The sequence below is a fragment of the Pseudomonas sp. MWU13-3659 genome (assembly GCF_023757525.1).
Taxonomy (GTDB): domain Bacteria; phylum Pseudomonadota; class Gammaproteobacteria; order Pseudomonadales; family Pseudomonadaceae; genus Aquipseudomonas; species Aquipseudomonas entomophila_E.
In genome coordinates this window covers 120,203-138,264 of the sequence record NZ_JAMSHW010000003.1, presented here as the reverse complement: position 1 = coordinate 138,264, position 18,062 = coordinate 120,203, and the positions used below count along the sequence as shown (strand labels likewise).

The 18,062-nt window shown below is 63.3% G+C and carries 11 protein-coding genes; 10 read left to right on the top strand and 1 reads right to left on the bottom strand.

The genetic code is table 11. The features are described 5' to 3' along the window. The first annotated feature begins 64 nt into the window (after positions 1-64). The 5 genes from NGM28_RS05645 (at position 65) to NGM28_RS05625 (ending at position 10,822) form a co-directional block, all read left to right on the top strand. Positions 65-4,171, top strand: a complete 4,107-nt coding sequence (locus NGM28_RS05645; protein WP_252089048.1) for an RCC1 domain-containing protein — start codon at positions 65-67, stop codon at positions 4,169-4,171. 66 nt (positions 4,172-4,237) lie between these two features. Beyond that, positions 4,238-5,218: an immunoglobulin-like domain-containing protein gene (locus NGM28_RS05640; RefSeq protein ID WP_252089046.1), complete on the top strand. Its 981-nt coding sequence runs from the start codon at positions 4,238-4,240 to the stop codon at positions 5,216-5,218. 99 nt (positions 5,219-5,317) lie between these two features. Next, positions 5,318-6,655, top strand: a complete 1,338-nt coding sequence (locus tag NGM28_RS05635) for a hypothetical protein (protein ID WP_252089041.1) — start codon at positions 5,318-5,320, stop codon at positions 6,653-6,655. 81 nt (positions 6,656-6,736) lie between these two features. After that, complete coding sequence (locus NGM28_RS05630; RefSeq protein ID WP_252089040.1) at positions 6,737-9,442, top strand: Ig-like domain-containing protein; 2,706 nt, start codon at positions 6,737-6,739, stop codon at positions 9,440-9,442. A 54-nt stretch (positions 9,443-9,496) separates the two neighbouring features. Further along, positions 9,497-10,822, top strand: coding sequence for a hypothetical protein (locus tag NGM28_RS05625; protein ID WP_252089037.1), 1,326 nt, complete (start codon positions 9,497-9,499; stop codon positions 10,820-10,822). A 36-nt stretch (positions 10,823-10,858) separates the two neighbouring features. Here the strand turns inward: NGM28_RS05625 and NGM28_RS05620 are convergent, their stop codons facing one another. Continuing rightward, positions 10,859-11,923, bottom strand: a complete 1,065-nt coding sequence (locus tag NGM28_RS05620) for a 3-deoxy-7-phosphoheptulonate synthase (protein ID WP_252089035.1) — start codon at positions 11,921-11,923, stop codon at positions 10,859-10,861. Between the two features lie 847 nt (positions 11,924-12,770). On the opposite strand from NGM28_RS05620, the gene benA reads away from it, so the two are divergent. The 5 genes from benA to NGM28_RS05595 all read left to right on the top strand — a co-directional run bounded on the left by benA (position 12,771) and on the right by NGM28_RS05595 (position 18,037). Beyond that, positions 12,771-14,129, top strand: a complete 1,359-nt coding sequence (benA, locus tag NGM28_RS05615) for a benzoate 1,2-dioxygenase large subunit (RefSeq protein WP_252089033.1) — start codon at positions 12,771-12,773, stop codon at positions 14,127-14,129. Next, the gene (benB, locus tag NGM28_RS05610) at positions 14,126-14,611 is read left to right on the top strand and encodes a benzoate 1,2-dioxygenase small subunit (protein WP_240065736.1); all 486 of its coding nucleotides are present in this window, start codon (positions 14,126-14,128) and stop codon (positions 14,609-14,611) included. Before benA ends, benB begins: the two co-directional genes overlap by 4 nt. A gap of 68 nt (positions 14,612-14,679) precedes the next feature. Beyond that, positions 14,680-15,690, top strand: a complete 1,011-nt coding sequence (gene benC, locus NGM28_RS05605; protein WP_252089030.1) for a benzoate 1,2-dioxygenase electron transfer component BenC — start codon at positions 14,680-14,682, stop codon at positions 15,688-15,690. Between the two features lie 206 nt (positions 15,691-15,896). Then, complete coding sequence (locus NGM28_RS05600; protein WP_252089028.1) at positions 15,897-16,658, top strand: 1,6-dihydroxycyclohexa-2,4-diene-1-carboxylate dehydrogenase; 762 nt, start codon at positions 15,897-15,899, stop codon at positions 16,656-16,658. Between the two features lie 56 nt (positions 16,659-16,714). Beyond that, positions 16,715-18,037 (top strand): MFS transporter, encoded by a 1,323-nt coding sequence (locus tag NGM28_RS05595; RefSeq protein ID WP_252089027.1) that lies wholly within the window; start codon positions 16,715-16,717, stop codon positions 18,035-18,037. The last annotated feature ends 25 nt before the right edge of the window (positions 18,038-18,062 follow it).

Sequence of the window (18,062 nt, the reverse complement as noted above, 5' to 3'; positions counted from 1 at the left end):
TGATGGCAGTTATTCAATCGGCCGACAACGTTCCCGTCGAACCCACCTCAGAAGGGGCTTCACCATGGCAGATGATGCGCAAGTCAATGACACCGTGGAGGGGCCTGCCGTGCTCTCTCTCAAGGAAATGATCGAGGCCTTCAACCAGCAATTGGCGCGAACATCGACAGGGATATTCGGCGCCAACCCCGCCGACGACGGAACGCTTGAGCGCATCTACATCCCCGGCGGCGTTATGCCGCTGCAGACCTCGGGGGCCCAGGTCGGGGTCAACTTCAGCATGGCCCATGCCAGCACGGGCGGGCTACTGATCATCGTCCAGCCTTACGACAACATGCGCGAAGGGGACTGGATCGAGGTGTTCTGGCGCGGCACCGAGAGGGCGGTGGCCTCCGACTCCGTCAAGCCCGGGCAAGCTGGGCAGCTGTTCGCCATGTACGTCGTGGCGGCGGAGGTGCCTGGCTTCGTCCGGCCTGCCAGCGAACCGACGCCGGAGCAAATCACGGGCGTGGTGTCTGATCTGTGGTTCAGGGTAACGCGGGCGGGTTCCGGCAACAGGGAAAACTCCAAGCGCCTGGGTGTGTTGAGTCGCCTGGTATTTCCAGGGGGCAACGATTCCGAACCTGATCGACCGGGGCATTACAACCTCTTGCCTCCGGTTGCGGCCGTGCCGGCGTCGGGGGTGATCGGTGAAACCGAGGCCAATGCCGGGGTCAAGGTGACCATAGAGGCCTACCCGCACATGCGCGCTTACGACAGCATTCGCCTGAGCTGGGGCGGGGTGTTCGTCGATCGCCAGGTACAGCCAGCAGAGGTGGGCAAGCCCGTGGTGATCACGGTCAGCCGTGAGATCATTGTCGCGGCGGGTGATAGCGACAGCCTGGTGCTGACCTACCGGTTGGTGGACGAGGTGCAGAACCAGTCCAGTGACTGGTCGTTGCGTGGGTTCGTTGAAGTGGCGCTCGAACAGGGTTTGTTCCCCGCACCGTTCATCATCAACCCTGACGAGAATGCCGATCCTGCTGATGTGATCGACCTGGTCAAGTTAAACGATGCGGACTTGGAAATTGAAGTAGATACAGCCAACAAGGATCCTGTGTTCCTGCTCAATGATGTCGTCCTGCTCACCTGGACAGGAACCACCGCAGCAGGGCAGACGATAAACTTTCAGCCGCCTTCGCAGAGGATCACCAGGGTTGGCAGGACCTTGACCTTCCTGGTACCCAACGAATACTTGATCGCACTCGGAATGGGGCGCGGGGTCGTTTCTTATCAGGTCTCCCGTGCAAATACCCAATTCCGGTCCAAGCGCTCATTCGCGTCCTTCATCGGCCAGGCCCGATTGTTGCTTCGGCCTGAGTTGCTTGAAGCGATAGACGACATGGTCGAAATCGATGTGCCTACGGCCACCGTGAGCATCCCGCAAGCTACCGGTCTGTTGGCAAACGACACACTGATCCTGACCTGGCTGGGTACCCGCGCCGATGGCACGCCGCTGCTCTACACGGAACGGCGGCGGATCAGTGCCGGGCAGGCGGGCAAGGAATATCGCTTCAGAGTCGACCCTGCGGTGAACCTGGTTCCGCTCGATGGCGGTACCTTGCTGCTGAGCTATCAGCTCTTGCGCCGTGGCCTGGATGTACCTCTGGACTCGGCGTCCACCCTGATCGGCGTGGGAGTTGCCTTGTCTGAACTGCCGGCCCCGTCGACCGTGCCGGTGTTCACCGATGGCAACATCAGTCCCGGTGATCACCCCAACGGGATCGAGGTCGTTATTCAGCCTTATCCCAACATGAACGCCAACCAGACCATCTACCTGAGTTGGGTCGGGGACGTTGGCGATCCGTTCCACGACAATGTGGACGCCGAGCCGGGGTTCCCTACCTACTTCTCCATCGACCAGGCGCAGTTGAGAAAGAACGAAAACGGCGAAGTACGGGTGTTCTACACCGTGTCCGAGCCCGACAAGCCAGATCGGCTGTCGGATGATCTGGTGCTGTACATTGGTGTGCGCCAGAGCAGGGATCTACCCCCGCCCCTGGTACTGGAAGCACCTGGAGCACCTGAAGAAGCGCTTGACCCCGCCAACGCACCCAACGGGGCAACCGTGCGCGTGCCGGCCACGGCCAACTTGCAGCTCGGCGATCTGTTGATCGTGCATTGGTCTGGCGACCAGGGCGATGCCAGCAAGACGGAAGTGGAGTGGACCGTGCTTCAGGGCGAACAAGGGCTGCACAAGGACCTGGTCATCGATTCTACGGTGGTGCGCGCCAGCAACAATGGCAACGTCAACCTGCAATACGAGGTCTACCGGGCCGCCACCGGCCTGCCTGACAACTCTGCGCCGCTGACCTTGCGCGTCCAAGGGGCGGCGTTGCCTTTGCCAACCTTCGTCGAGGCGGTCAATGGCAATCTCAACCCGGACGATGTGCCAGATGGCGCTACCGTGCTGATCGACGCTTCGGCGCGCTTGCGCGTCAATGACCTGGTGACGGTCAGCATCGCTTACCCAGGCGGCGCGAAAACTTTCCTAAAAACCGTTCAGGTTGGCGGCGCGGCACTGCGGGTGACCGTACCCGCCGCCGACGTCCAGGCGCTGGCCAACCAGACGGTCACCCTGACGTACACGGTGTTCCGCTCCCCCAACGGGCCCTCCGAGCCGTCCGGTGCGAGCACCTTCACCATCAATCGTGTCATCGGTGCCGGCACCTTGCGTATCTTCGGTGCGCGCTACAACGCCTCGACCTACCGCGCCTCGGGTGCTTCGCGGGTCATCAGCGCGTTCAATGCCAGGACCCTGCGGCCGATCCTCGCGCAATGGCGCTATGACGGCGACACCAACTGGCAGGCGGGCACGACCTGGCTGGACCGTGAACCCTGGCGCCTGCTGCGAGTGCGCAGCACCACCGACGCCGTGGTGCTCAACCCGACCAACGTCGTCGGCACCGGCAACGATGCCGTGGTCAACGGCACGGCAGCTTTCGCGTCGATGATCGAGAACAACCCGGTCACGCCAGGCCGTTACCAGTTGGTGACCTGGGGCATGACCGGTTGGGGTGGCAGGGGGCCGGGTATCACCCTGAACGACGTGATGGAGGTCAGCGCCACCCGCAGTGCCTGCGCGGCGCGGCTGAGCAATGGCAATCTGGTGTGCTGGGGTGGTGCCGCGGAGGGGGCCACGCTGCGCCCCGAAGATGTCGGTCAACCGTTCCTCGACGTGCGCAGCAACTCCACGGTGTTCATCGGTCGTCGCCAGGTTGCAGCGGGCAGCAAGCTCGGGAGGCTCACCGGCTGGGGGGTGCTGGCCAATGGCGCTGACATCCCGGCAAACCTGAGGGCCCTGACCGACATCGTCGAAGTCTATGGTGCCGGTACCGCCTTTACCGCGAAGCGCAGCAACAACACGCTGATCGCCTGGGGGCAGGCAGGCAACGGCGGCAGTGTGCCGGCCGTCATTGCCAACCGCACCGACAACATCTATGTCAAGGGCAACTTCGCCGCCTTCGTTGTCCGTCGTACGGACATGACCGTCGCTGCCTGGGGCAATGGTACATACGGCGGCGCCCCAGGCCAGGCGATCACCGGCCGTAATGACATCGCATCGCTGGAAGGTGCCACCGCCCAGGCGTTCTCGGTGCTCACCAGCAGCGGGCAGGTCCTGGCCTGGGGCGCGGCCAGCCATGGCGGTTCGGTGCCTGCAAACATCGCGGCGCTCAGCGACATCGTCGAGGTGACCAGCACCTGGCATGCGTTCTGCGCGCGGCTGCGCAACGGCCGTGTGGTGGCCTGGGGCAACGCCACCAACGGCGGCACGCTGCCGGCGAGCATTGCCGCGCTTACCGACATCGTGCAGGTCACTGGTAGCGCCTGGACCTTTGCCGCGTTGCGCAGCAATGGTCAGGTGGTGGTTTGGGGCGGCACCGCGGCTTCGGGCTTGAACATTGCGCCTGTGCAGGCCCAGCTGACCAATGTCCGGGCCATCTATGCCAACAGCAACGGATTCACCGCGTTGACCAGCGATGGCCGTGTGGTGACCTGGGGCACGGCCAGTGGTGGTGGCGACAGTTCGACGGTGCAGGCTCTGCTGCGCGGCCGCCTGCTGACCGGACGTACTGATACCACGCCGGGAGCCGTGGTGGCGCCTGACAATGAACTGCGTGGCAGTGTTTGAAGGCGAGGCATCTTCCACATAGGTTGCCTGCGGTGCGATTCGCGTCGCAGGCCGAGGAACATCGCAATGCGTACATTATCGAAACAATGTCTGTTGGCGGGGACATCTGACCGCCTGCGTCATGGGCTGGTCGCGCTGCTGTTGGCCATGTTCTCACCTGCTCAGGTATGGGCCGCCTTGCCGGACCCGGTGATGACGCCGGCGCCGCAGAACGGAGAACTCGACCCTGTCAACATACCTGAGAGCGGAGTCAAGGTCAGTACGGTTACCGGTGGTCCCACCTACAATGGCCAGCCCTTGACCCTGCTGCTGAGCTTGGCCAACGGCACCGTTGTGCACAAGGTGGAAACCCAGGTTGGGTTGGTGGCCAGGCCCGTCGTGCTGATCATCCCCAAGCAAGCGTTCGCCGGCGCCGAAGGCGAAGCGGTGCTGGTGCGTTACGAGGTCGGCACCCAGCCCCCCAGCCTGGCGCTATCCTTTCGGGTTGCCCAGGGCTTCGCTGGCACGCAGACACTGGATTTGACCGGCAAGCTGCGACTGGCGGTCTACCGCAACGGCATGATGGTGTTGCCAGAGGAGGGGCCAGCGCGTGCGCCGTTGACCTTCACTCGCCAGGCACCGGGTGCCAGGGCGTACTCGAGCCTTGATAACAGTGTCGCCACGGTCGATGCCAGCGGCAGGGTCACGGTGTTACGCAATGGCCAGACGACCATCACCGCACAATTGCCGACGGGGCCGCAGTCCTATGTGCTGACCGTTACCGGCTTGCGTGGCATCGAGGTGGTCGCCAACCAAGGCAGCTCCTGGAATGCGGCCAGCCAGCTATGCGCCAGCCTGGGAGCAGTACTGCCGACGAAAGTCGATTTCGAGGACCTCAAGGGTGACTACCCAGGCCGTATGCGTAGCTTCGGCTTGCCGGCCTATCCCATCTGGGGTGAAAGCCTTGGGGCGGGCACGTCCTTGACATTCGATCCTCGAACGGACGCCGTCAGCAGCGAGACGAGCGATGCAAACAACCTGCGTCAGGTGGCCTGCGTCAAGACTTGAGTATCCCTGCGGAGGACGGACAACGATGTGGCAATCAATGATGTCTTCGCCCGTTATCCAGGGCGATCACCCGTGCGTGGATCTCGACGGTATGGACCTATGAAGCAAATGTTCGGATCACTCATGTACAGCGTGTTGTCGTGCTGCCTGTTTGCCGTCAAGGCCTGGGCTTTGAGCGGGCCGGAAACCGTGCTGGTGTTGAATCAGCGTCTGGGGGCAACGGCGATTGGCTGCGTGGCCAACCAGCCGGAGTACGCTTGCAGCGGGGTGATGGCCAAGCCCATGGACGCACGACATCCGCCCAGGTTCTGGGAGCATGATCCCGCCAGTATCGCGAGCGGCAGCGAAGTTTTCATCTACTTGCGCAGCGACGTTGTCGTTGCCCCTCCGGCGCAGCCCACCGGATATGTGCTGATGAGCCAATTCGATGCATTGGCCCTGGGTAAACCTTATGAGATTGAATCGGAACAGACTGCAGGGGAGGTGCAGGTCCGCAACTGGGATGATTCACTGCCTGCCCGGCTGGCAGTCGAGGCCCTGTACTATGACCCGGCGCAACCAGGTGCGTTACTGAAGGGACAGCGTTCGCAACTTGAGTGGTACAACGCCACCAATACGTGGTTGCCCCTGCTACGGCTGGGTATGGGAGGCTTTGGATTCGATCAGCGCGAGCAACTGTACGACGGTGACCGGATCGCCAGCGAAATCAATGCGCGTTTCGCTGATACGTCACCTGCCTGTCCTGATGGCCGTGCCCGTTACCATTGCCAGGGTGTGTTGGTGCGTTCGACCAACGTAGGCGACTTCAAGGCGTGGAATCCCAGTCCGACTTCGCAAAGTAACCAAGCGGTGTCCTTCAGCTACTTCGCTGCGGATGCTGGTCTTTCGGTGACGGTATGGCCTCAGGGTTTCATCGTGTTTCCCCTGGGCTACCCGGTAAACGAGCCCTTGGCAGTGAGCTGTATCTACCCGTTCGATGGCGGTACCAGCCTCAACAACCAGCCGTGCACCAACCATGGGGTTTGTACCGGCATTACCGACAAACAGACTTGGCTGGCGCGTTACGCCGTGCCTACCCACCGCTCCTGTGCATTTCGTACTGACAGCCCGGATTTCCACGTGGCCGTGCAGGCGCACAGGTGGAGTCTCGAAGGAAAGGACGATACTCGGGGTTTTGGTTGGAACGAGCCAGTGGTCCGGACATGGGCACAGAACAAAGCAGCGGCACTCCCGCTTGAGGCGTTCTTCTACAACGCGGATGTTCATTTTCCCCCGACTGACGAGCCCGCCAGCGTCTATGGCCTGAGGAATGCCAGGCGCTTTCAGCAGGACTTCATCAGTGAGACACAGCGCTACCTGCCCATCTTGCGCCTGAATCCCAAGGCACCAGGTGGCGCGTTGGTGACTTATCACGTTGAGGATCAGTTGGCGCAGTGATTCGACTCGCCCCCCACGCTTTTTTGACGGGCCTGTTGAGACGCGCAACGGAATAACCGACTTCATGAAAAGGGCTGAAGCATGAGCGATGCAACCGACTTGGCAATCGAAGAGGATGAAACACTGGAGCAGGCACGCCAGTGTTTCAATGAGCGCTATCCATCCGCAGGTGGCATCCTGAACACCGTTGCCCTGCCGCGCATGTTCATTCCCGGGGCTCCGTTCCTGGCGCGACTGGCCGATGTCGGCGTCAACAGCTGTCTGTTGCAACCCGAGCCGCAGGGGCTTGTGGCGATGGTGCAGCGCTACCCGGACATGCGTGTCGGCGACCTGCTGGAAATGTTCTGGCACGCGCCTGGGTTGGAAGCGAAGCCGCTGTGCGCGGTCTATGTGGAGGCTGGCCAGTTGGGCAGCGACGTGCCTGTCTATCTGCCATCCGAGCAGGCGGTGGAGGGCATTGCCGACCTGTATTGCCGAGTAACTCGTCAAGGAGCCGAAGTAGGGCGTTCCACGCCTTTGTCGGTACTGTGCAAGCCGAGCTTGCCCGGTGGGCCGGACCCAAGCCCCGAGACCGCCTGGCATGGTGGGTTGGGTGCCCCCACCCTGGTGTCGCCAATCATCGCGGACGCTTCGGCGTGGGTGGAGGTACCGCCGTGGTTGTATATGCAGGCTGGAGGCATGCTGCAATTGGCCTGGGGCGATCAGTTGGTTGAGTATCGCTTCACGGATGAAGAAGTCGGCCAGCCATTGCGTATCGAGGTACCTGCCCGTCTCATTGGCGATGCGGGCAACAGCGCCCGGTTGCCGGTGCGTTACCGGATCATCGATGTGGTTGGCGATACCTCGGAAAAATGGTCGGCGATCACCTGGGTATCGGTCCTGCTGCAACCGGGCTTGGGTGATGCACCCCGCGTGCATGGCGCGACCGAGGTTCAACATGTCGATGCCACCACGAATCCGGTGCAGGTGCTGGTGTGGGCTTCGTGGCAGCAGATGGCAGCTTCGGATGAGGTCGAGTTGCTGGCGGGGGGCGTCGACTTCGCCGCGCGGCCATTCACCCTCAGTTCACGCAGGGTCATTGAGGAGGTTGGCAAGGGTTACCTGTTCGAGCTGCCGGGTAGTTGGTTGGCGCAATTGGCCGGAGGCATGCTGAGCCTGTCATACCGAGTCCGGCGCAATGGGCAGGTGGTGGCGCGCTCATGCACGCGCTACCTAGAGGTTTCCGGAGCCAAGGCAGAACTCCCTTACGCCGACCCGTCAGCCGATAGCGACGGTCGGCTCGACCCCGTGCAGTCGGGGCAGGCGGTGACGGTGCGTTACCCCGGGCTTGCTTATGGTGATCGAGTGAAACTGTGCTGGCATGGTTTGACCGCGCGCCGTCAGCCCTATGTCTGGGAAATGGCGCGTAGCGTGAGCCGGGCCGACGCCGGGCGCGGGCAACTGGTATTCCTGGTGGCGGCAGAGCATGTCCAGGCACTCGATCAAGGGAGTCTGCAGTTGTGTTACAGCGTGGCCAGGCCAGGCCCCTCGGCACCGTTGATGTCGCCACGGTTATGGTTGCAGGTCGGTGAACTTCCGGTCGAGCTGCCAGCACCGCAGGTAGCGGGGGTAGACAGTGAAGGTGATCTGCGTGTCAGCGCCGGGCAGACGGCCAAGGTGACGTTGCCGGATTATCCAGGGCGCCGTGACGACGACCTGGTCACCGTAAGCTGGTTGGGCGCGAACGCCGCCTCCAGCATTCGCCTGAGTGGCAACGGCCTTGAATGGAGCATTCCGGCGCAGGTACTGCTGGCCGGGATGGAGCGTCCGAGCGAAGTGCATTACCGCGTGACGCGTCATACCGACCAGCAGGTGCGCCTATCGTCATCCATACGCTTGACCGTTACAGCCGGTGTGCCTTTGCAGCTAGGGGCGCCCCAGGTGATGGAGGCGCTCAGCGATGGTGGCCTCGACCCCTCCCGGGTTCCACCACAGGGCGTGACGGTATTGTTCCAGGACCAGGCGATCGGTTTGCGGCCGGGTGACCAGGTGGTGTTGCAGGTGGCAGGGAAGGGCAGTTATGCAAGTGAGCCAATCCTCTACGACCCAGACCAACCACAGCACTTTCTGGTACCTGCACGGCTGATCACCGAGAGCCTTGGAGGGGCGCTGACGTTTGCCTACCGGATAACGCGCGGTGAGCGTGACAAAGGGCGTTCGGTCGCTGCAACGTTCCCCGTGCGCCATCGCCTGAGTGTGAGCAGTAGCTTGTTGACGCTCAATGGCCTGTCAGTGAAGTACCCGGCCTGGCGCCGTGTCGGCCCGGACTCGAACGGCAATACTGCGGTACGTGCCGCCACTGGTGGCAAGCCACCCTACAGTTATGCGTCGAGCAAGCCGAGCGTGGCCTCGGTGGACAGTAATGGCAAGGTCACTGGCAATGGCAATGGCGGGGCGACCATCACGGTCACCGACAGCCAGCGGACGTGCGTCAGCTACGAGGTGCAGGTGAGCAATGTATGGACCCTCAACCTGCGAGGCGATCGAAACTGGCGCTGGCCGCAAGCCGTTGCATGGATGAACACGCTCAAGGGCAGGCCCGCCACCACCGAGTTCATTGCCGACCTGCAGCGCGTTTATGGAGCGCCATTGCCAGTGGAACGCTATTTGTGGAACTGCAGGCAGGTGAACAAGGATGCTGGAGAGTTCTATCACCACAGCTACGCATTCTCCTGCTACTTCTGCATCGCCAATACACCCAACACCAACATCTTTGGTGGAATGTGCGTGACACCGCGCAATGGCTGAGGCCCGCACTTGAATTGACGATAGTTTCCACGATATGGAACAGGAGAGTGAGGCATGTACCTGACGAATCCCTCACGTCATTTTGTGTTGCTGCTGGTCTGTGCATTCTTCACCCCACTCGTGCTGGCGATGACCGGGCAGGAAACCGCTGTTGTGCTCAACCAGCGAGTGGCGGCAACAGTTGATCGATGCCTGGGAGACCAGGAAATAGAAGCGTGCAGCGGTGTGTTGATGCGCCCCATGCCTGATGCCCATCCGCGTGAGTTCTGGCGGCATGATGCGCAGGCGCAGGCTAGCGGTTACGAGCGTTTTTTCCTGCTGAGCGCAAACGGCATGCTGGTGAGTCAGCAGGAAACCAATGGCTACATCTTGCACGATGGTTTGACGGCGGCAGCCATCAGCAAGCCCTTGCAGGTAGTTGGCCGAGCCGGAAATGAGATCCGGTTGTGGTACTGGGATGATTCCAGGCCTGACCAGTTGCCTGTTCAGGCTATCTACTACCTGACTGGGCGCCCTGGCGCTCTGCTACGCGCCCAACGTAGCCAGTTGGCCTGGTTCCAGGCTACCGGCCAATGGATATCGGTGTTGCGCTTCAGCGTTGGCGAGGGTGACACCCGCTTCGGCTTTGATCAGCGCGAGCAGCTTTACAATGGTTACGAGGTGGCCAAGACGATCAACACGCGCTATGCCGAAACAGCACAGGCTTGTCCTGATGGGCGCCCTCGCTATTACTGCAAAGGCGTCTGGGTGCGCACTGTGGACAACGACCAGTACAAAGCCTGGAACCCAGTGCCGACCGACTTCACCAACCAACAAGGGGTGTCGTTCAGCTATTTCGCCCATGACACCGCCAACATCAGGACCTACAAGGCACAAGGGTTCATCCTGTTTGCGTCCGGTTATCCGGTGAACACGCCCATTCCACTGCTCTGTGCGTATCCGTTCGATGCCGGTACCCGGCTCAATCGCAATGTCTGTTCGTTCCGCTCTACCTGCGCATCGTTGGGTGTCAGCAGTGTTGCCAGTTGGCTGGCACGTTATCAAGGCACGCCACATACCTCGTGCTCCTTCGGCACCGACCAGCAAGCGTTCCAGGTGGCCGCCGATGTGCGCCGGCAGCCAGGTGTACGGGATGGCTATGGCTGGAATGAACTGATGCTCAGAGCCTGGCCGCAGAATGTCCCCGCGCAATTGCCTATGGAGGCTTTCATCTACAGTGACGCGGTATTGTCAGGGTCGAACGGGCTGGTCGGCGCCAAAAAGTTTCAACGCCAGTATGTCGATGAAACACAGCATTATCTGCCCGTGTTGCGTTTGAGCCCTGCCGCACCGGGTGGCGCGCTGGTGACATACCTGCCGCAGGATCAGGAAACGCCATGAAAGGGTGCCGGGAGAGCCTGGCACCTTTGCCGTTGCTCAGCAAAGTGCCTCAGTCGCTCGGCGCAGCAAGTGTTCGGTGCTGTCCCACCCCAAGCACCCATCGGTAATCGACACCCCATACTTCAACGCCCCCTTGCCCAGCGCCTGGCAGCCGTCGAACAGGTGACCTTCGAGCATCACCCCGACAATCGAGCGATCCCCGCCCAACCGCTGCGCCAGCACCTCCTCGAACACCGCCGGCTGGCGCGCCGGGTCCTTGCCGCTGTTGGCGTGGCTGCAATCGACCATGATCCGCGCCTGCAACCCGGCCTTGGCCAGCCCCTGGCGCGCCTGGGCGATGCTGGTGGCGTCGTAGTTCGGGCCCTGGTGGCCGCCGCGCAGCACCAAATGCGTGTCCGGGTTGCCCAGGGTCTCGATGATCGCCGGATGGCCCTGTGCGTCCATACCGAAATGCCGGTGCGGGTGGGCGGCGCTGCGCATGGCGTCGCAGGCGATGCCGATGCCGCCGTCGGTGCCGTTCTTGAAGCCCACGGGCAGTTCCAGGCCACTGACCATCTCGCGGTGGATCTGCGACTCGGTGGTGCGCGCGCCGATGGCGGCCCAGCCCAGCAGGTCGTCGAAGTAGCCGGCGGCCATCGGTTGCAGCAGCTCGGTGGCGATTGGCAGGCCGCGCTCGATCATGCTCAGCATCAGGCCGCGGGACAGGGCGATGCCGGCGTGCATGTCGTCGCTGCCGTCCAGGTGCGGGTCGTAGGCCAGGCCTTTCCAGCCCACGGTCGTGCGGGGCTTCTCGACGTAGGCGCGCATCACCAGCAGCAGTTTGTCGTCGACTTCGCGGCTGAGGGCGGCCAGGCGGTCGGCGTATTCCAGGGCCGAGCGCGGGTCGTGGATCGAGCACGGGCCGACCACCACCAGCAGGCGCTCGTCGCGGCCTTCGAGGATGGCGCGGATCGCTTGGCGGTGAGCCTGGACTTGCTGGGCGAGTTCGGTGGGCAGCGGCATCTGCTGCTTGAGCAGGTGCGGGCTGGGCAAGCGTTGGCTGACGGTGGTGTTGGCCGCTTGCGGTTGGGTCAGGGGCAGGGCGAGGTTGGTGGCTTGCATGGCGTGTGTTTCCCTGGGCGGACGGCGGGTTCTGGCCCGCGCGGTCGGCCCTATCGAGGTGTTCGACTGATCGTCAAATTGGGTTGTTGTGCGGCAATGCCACCGGAAATCGACCGAACGGAGGCGGCAGGCTGGCCCGAACGGGATTGGCTAAATCGCCAGGTGTAGGTGTTTGCGTAGCAGTAGTTGGCGTAGTTCATGAATCGGTCCTCAGTCTGAATCGGTGTTTTTCGTTGGCCTGGAGAAGCAAAACCCCCGGTCGGGGAGCCGACCGGGGGTTTGAGTATTCTCATGTTCGGCGGCCCCTCGAAGGTGGGCGCCGTGTGGTATCAGCGGCGCCTAGTGGCTAAACCAATACCCAAAATAAAAGCTGGCAACGGCGTTACGACCGGCAACGGCCAGCACAGGGCGCGCGGTGCGACCGGTGGTTTTGGCGTGGTTGCGGGTTTGTTTCGACATGTTGCTCTCCAGTGAATGTGCCCGAGCTTACTGCACCTTGGTATTGGCGTTCAATGGGTAATTGCTATCGCGGTGATTGCCTCTTGCACCGTGTCGCCTGATTCCCACCTCCCCGAGCCTTACGCGATCCCTGTAGGAGCGGCCTTGTGCCGCGAAAGGGCTGCGTAGCGGCCCCAGGATTTCAGTGTCGAGCACAGATCGCCGGGGCCGCTTTGCGGCCCTTTCGCGGCACAAGGCCGCTCCTACAGGGGCAGGCGTTAATTCCGAACAGATCGCGGTGGGCGATGACTGCACAAAACGGATAGCACTGTGCAGGAACCGGATATCGGCGTTGCACCCACGGACCTAACCTGACCCGGCCTGAACAATAACAATGGAGGCCCTGGCCATGTCCCTGGGATTCGACTATCTCAACGCCTTGCTCGAGGATGACCGGGAGAAGGGCGTCTATCGCTGCAAGCGGGAGATGTTCACCGACCCGCGCCTGTTCGACCTGGAGATGAAGCACATCTTCGAGGGCAACTGGATCTACCTGGCCCATGAAAGCCAGATCCCCGAGAACAACGACTTCCTCACCCTGACCATGGGGCGCCAGCCGATCTTCATCGCGCGCAACAAGGACGGGGTGCTCAATGCCTTCCTCAACGCCTGCAGCCACCGCGGCGCGATGCTCTGCCGGCACAAGCGCGGCAACCGCGCAAGCTACACCTGCCCGTTCCACGGCTGGACCTTCAACAACAGCGGCAAGCTGCTAAAGGTCAAGGACCCGAGCAACGCCGGCTACCCCGACAGCTTCAACTGCGACGGCTCCCACGACCTGACCAAGGTCGCCCGGTTCGAGTCGTACCGGGGCTTCCTGTTCGGCAGCCTCAACGCCGACGTAAAGCCTTTGATCGAACACCTGGGCGAGTCGGCGAAGATCATCGACATGATCGTCGACCAGTCCCCTGAAGGCCTTGAAGTGCTGCGCGGCGCAAGCTCCTACATCTACGAAGGCAACTGGAAGCTCACCGCCGAGAACGGCGCCGACGGCTACCACGTCAGCTCCGTGCACTGGAACTACGCCGCCACCCAGAACCAGCGCAAGCAGCGCGAGGCGGGCGACGAGATCAAGACCATGAGCGCCGGTGGCTGGGCCAAGCAGGGCGGCGGCTTCTACTCCTTCGACCACGGCCACCTGCTGCTGTGGACCCGCTGGGCCAACCCCGAGGACCGCCCGGCCTACGAGCACCGTGAGCAACTGGCCGCCGACTTCGGCCAGGCCCGCGCCGACTGGATGATCGAGAACTCGCGCAACCTGTGCCTGTACCCGAACGTGTACCTGATGGACCAGTTCAGTTCGCAGATCCGCATCGCCCGTCCAATCTCGGTGAACAAGACCGAGATCACCATCTACTGCATCGCGCCCAAGGGCGAGAGCCCAGAGGCCCGGGCCAGCCGTATCCGCCAGTACGAGGACTTCTTCAACGTCAGCGGCATGGCCACCCCGGACGACCTGGAGGAGTTCCGCTCGTGCCAGACCGGCTATGGCGCGGGCGCCGGCTGGAACGACATGTCCCGGGGCGCGCAGCACTGGATCGAGGGCGCCGACGAGGCGGCCCGCGAGATCGAGCTCAAGCCGCTGCTGTCGGGCGTGCGCACCGAGGACGAAGGGCTGTTCGTGCTGCAGCACAAGTACTGGCAGGACACCCTGCTCAAGGCCCTGGAACAGGAAACCCGACTGATCCCCGTGGAGGCCGTGCAATGAGCCTGCATGACACCGTGCGCGATTTCCTCTACCGCGAGGCGCGCTACCTGGACGACGCCCAGTGGGACCAGTGGCTGGAGCTGTACGCCAGCGACGCGACCTTCTGGATGCCGTCCTGGGCTGATGACGACCGCTTGACCGAGGACCCGCAGAGCGAGATCTCGCTGATCTGGTACGGCAACCGTGGCGGCCTGGAAGACCGGGTGTTCCGCATCAAGACCGAGCGCTCCAGCGCCACCGTGCCGGACACCCGCACCTCGCACAACCTCAGCAACATCGAGGTCGTCGAGGTGGGCGAGGGCACGTGCCAGGTGCGCTTCAACTGGCACACCCTGAGCTTTCGCTACAAGACCACCGACAGCTACTTCGGCACCAGTTTCTACACCCTCGACCTGCGCGGCGAGCAGCCGTTGATCAAGGCGAAGAAGGTGGTGCTGAAGAACGACTACGTGCGCCAGGTCATCGACATCTACCACATCTGATCCAAGGCCGAGCCTGTGTCGGCGTGCCCTGCGGCGCGCCGCGGGCAGGCTCGCCCGCGAGGTGCAACATGAGCTTCCAGATCGCACTGAATTTCGAAGACGGGGTCACCCGCTTCATCGACGCCGACGGCCATGAGACCGTGGCCGACGCCGCCTACCGCCAGGGCATCAACATCCCGCTGGACTGTCGCGACGGCGCCTGCGGCACCTGCAAGTGCAAGGCCGAGTCGGGCCGCTACGACCTGGGCGACAACTTCATCGAGGACGCCCTGAGCGAGGACGAGATCGCCGAGGGCTACGTGCTGACCTGCCAGATGCGCGCCGAGTCGGACTGCGTGGTGCGCATCCCGGCGTCGTCGCAGGTGTGCAAGACCGAACAGGCCAGCTTCGAGGCGGCCATCAGCGACGTGCGCCAGCTGTCGGCGAGCACCATTGCCCTGTCGATCAAGGGCGAGGCACTGAGCCGCCTGGCGTTCCTGCCGGGCCAGTACGTCAACCTAAAGGTGCCGGGTAGCGAGCAGAGCCGCGCCTATTCGTTCAGCTCGTTGCAGAAGGATGGCGAGGTCAGCTTCCTGATCCGCAATGTGCCAGGGGGACTGATGAGCAGCTTCCTGACCGGCCTGGCCAAGGCCGGCGACAACATGACCCTGGCCGGCCCCCTGGGCAGCTTCTACCTGCGCCCGATCCAGCGCCCGCTGTTGCTGCTGGCCGGCGGCACCGGCCTGGCACCGTTCACCGCGATGCTGGAGAAGATCGCCGAGCAGGGCAGCGCGCACCCGCTGCACCTGATCTACGGCGTCACCAACGACTTCGACCTGGTCGAGCTGGACCGCCTGCAGGCCCTGGCCGCGCGGATTGCCAACTTCACCTTCAGCGCCTGCGTGGCCAACCCCGACAGCCAGTACCCGCAGAAGGGTTACGTGACCCAGCACATCGCGCCGGGCCACCTCAACGACGGGGATGTGGACGTGTACTTGTGCGGGCCGCCGCCGATGGTCGAGGCGGTCAGCCAGTACCTGCGCGAGCAGGGCATCAGCCCGGTCAACTTCTACTTCGAGAAGTTCGCCGCGGCGGCCTGAGGTTTTCACGGGGCTGCCCGCATCGTGCGGGTGAGGGTGGCCTCTTTTTTCTCATGCAACAACGCCACGGTCTTGCGTTGACTGCACGGGCCCACTCGCCGGCAAAGCCGGCTCCTGCAGGTACCGGGCTGGCGCGGACCTTGTAGGAGCGGATTCATCCGCGAAGAGGCCAGCAGGTTCAACAGTGTGGCGATGGAGAACGACATATGAATCCAAGATTCCAAGGCAAGGTCGCCCTGGTCACCGGCGCCGCCCAGGGCATCGGCCGCGCCGTATGCTGGCGGCTCAAGGCCGAAGGCGCGCAGGTGGTGGCGGTGGACCGCTCCGAGCTGGTCCACGAACTGGCGGGCGAGGGCGTACTGACCCTCACCGCAAATCTTGAGCGCCACGACGACTGCGCCCGGGTCATGGCCGACGCCGTGGACACCTTCGGCCGCCTCGACATCCTGATCAACAACGTCGGCGGCACGATCTGGGCCAAGCCCTTCGAGCACTATGAGGTCGAGCAAATCGAGGCCGAAGTGCGCCGCTCGCTGTTCCCCACCCTGTGGTGCTGCCACGCCGCGCTGCCGTACATGCTCGAACGCGGCAGCGGCGCCATCGTCAACGTTTCGTCCATCGCCACCCGGGGTGTCAACCGCGTGCCCTACGGCGCGGCCAAGGGCGGCGTCAATGCGCTCACCGCGTGCCTGGCGTTCGAGACCGCCGGGCGCGGCATCCGGGTCAATGCCACCGCCCCCGGCGGCACCGAGGCGCCACCCCGGCGCATCCCGCGTAACGAAGCCCAGCAGAGCGAGCAGGAGCAGGCCTGGTACCAGCAGATCGTCGACCAGACCGTGGCCAGCAGCCTGATGAAACGCTACGGCAGCCTCGACGAACAGGTCGGCGCGATCCTCTTCCTGGCCTCCGACGAGGCCTCGTACATCACCGGCGTGACCCTGCCGGTGGGCGGCGGCGACCTCGGCTGAAGGCCGCCCCGGCAAGCTTTGCTCATCACACAACAAAAACAAATGAGACAGATGCCATGCGAACACTCGACGTCCACCCGATCATCGACAATGCCCGCTTCTCCCCCTTCCACTGGATGGTCATGGCCTGGTGCGGCCTGCTGCTGATCTTCGACGGCTATGACCTGTTCATCTACGGCGTGGTGCTGCCGGTGATCATGAAGGAATGGGGGCTGACGCCATTGCAGGCCGGCGCCCTGGGCAGCTACGCGCTGTTCGGCATGATGTTCGGCGCCCTGGTGTTCGGCAGCCTGGCCGACCGCATCGGGCGCAAGAAGGGCATCGCCATCTGCTTCGCGCTGTTCTCCGGGGCCACCATCCTCAATGGCTTTGCCAGCAGCCCCAGCGAGTTCGGCATCTACCGCTTCTTCGCCGGCTTGGGCTGCGGCGGGCTGATGCCCAACGCTGTGGCGCTGATGAACGAGTACGCGCCCAAGCGCCTGCGCAGCACCCTGGTGGCGATCATGTTCAGCGGCTATTCGCTGGGCGGCATGCTCTCGGCGGGCGTCGGTATTTTCCTGCTGCCGCGTTTCGGCTGGGAGTCGATGTTCTTCGCCGCCGCCGTACCCTTGCTGCTGCTCCCGGTGATTCTCTATTACCTGCCTGAGTCCATCGGTTTCCTGGTGCGCCAGGGTCGCCAGCAAGAGGCTCGCACGCTGCTCAAGCGCCTCAATCCGACCTGCGACGTGCAAGCCGACGACCAGCTTCTGGCGCAGGACAGGAAAGGCCAGGGCACCTCGGTGCTGGAACTGTTCCGCGATGGCCTGGCGGTGCGCACCCTGGCCCTGTGGCTGGCGTTCTTCTGCTGCTTGTTGATGGTCTACGCGCTGAGCTCGTGGCTGCCCAAGCTGATGGCCAACGCCGGCTACAGCCTGGGCTCGAGCCTGTCGTTCCTGCTGGTGCTGAATTTCGGCGGCATGGCCGGGGCGATCTTCGGCGGCTGGCTGGGCGACCGCTACAACCTGGTCAAGGTCAAGGTGGCGTTCTTCCTCGCCGCCGCGCTGTCGATCAGCCTGCTGGGGGTGAACAGCCCGATGCCGGTGCTGTACCTGCTGATCTTCGTGGCCGGGGCCACCACCATCGGCACGCAGATCCTGCTGTATGCCGGCGCGGCCCAGCTTTATGGCCTTTCGGTGCGCTCCACCGGCCTCGGCTGGGCCTCCGGCATCGGCCGCAACGGCGCCATCGTCGGCCCGCTGCTCGGTGGCGCGCTGATGGGCATCAACCTGCCGCTGCAACTGAACTTCATCGCCTTCGCCATCCCCGGCGCGGTCGCCGCGCTGGCCATGGCCGTGCACCTGGCCAGCGGCCGGCGCAACGCCTTGGCTGCTGCGGCCTGAATCGAACATTGACTGAACTGGAGCC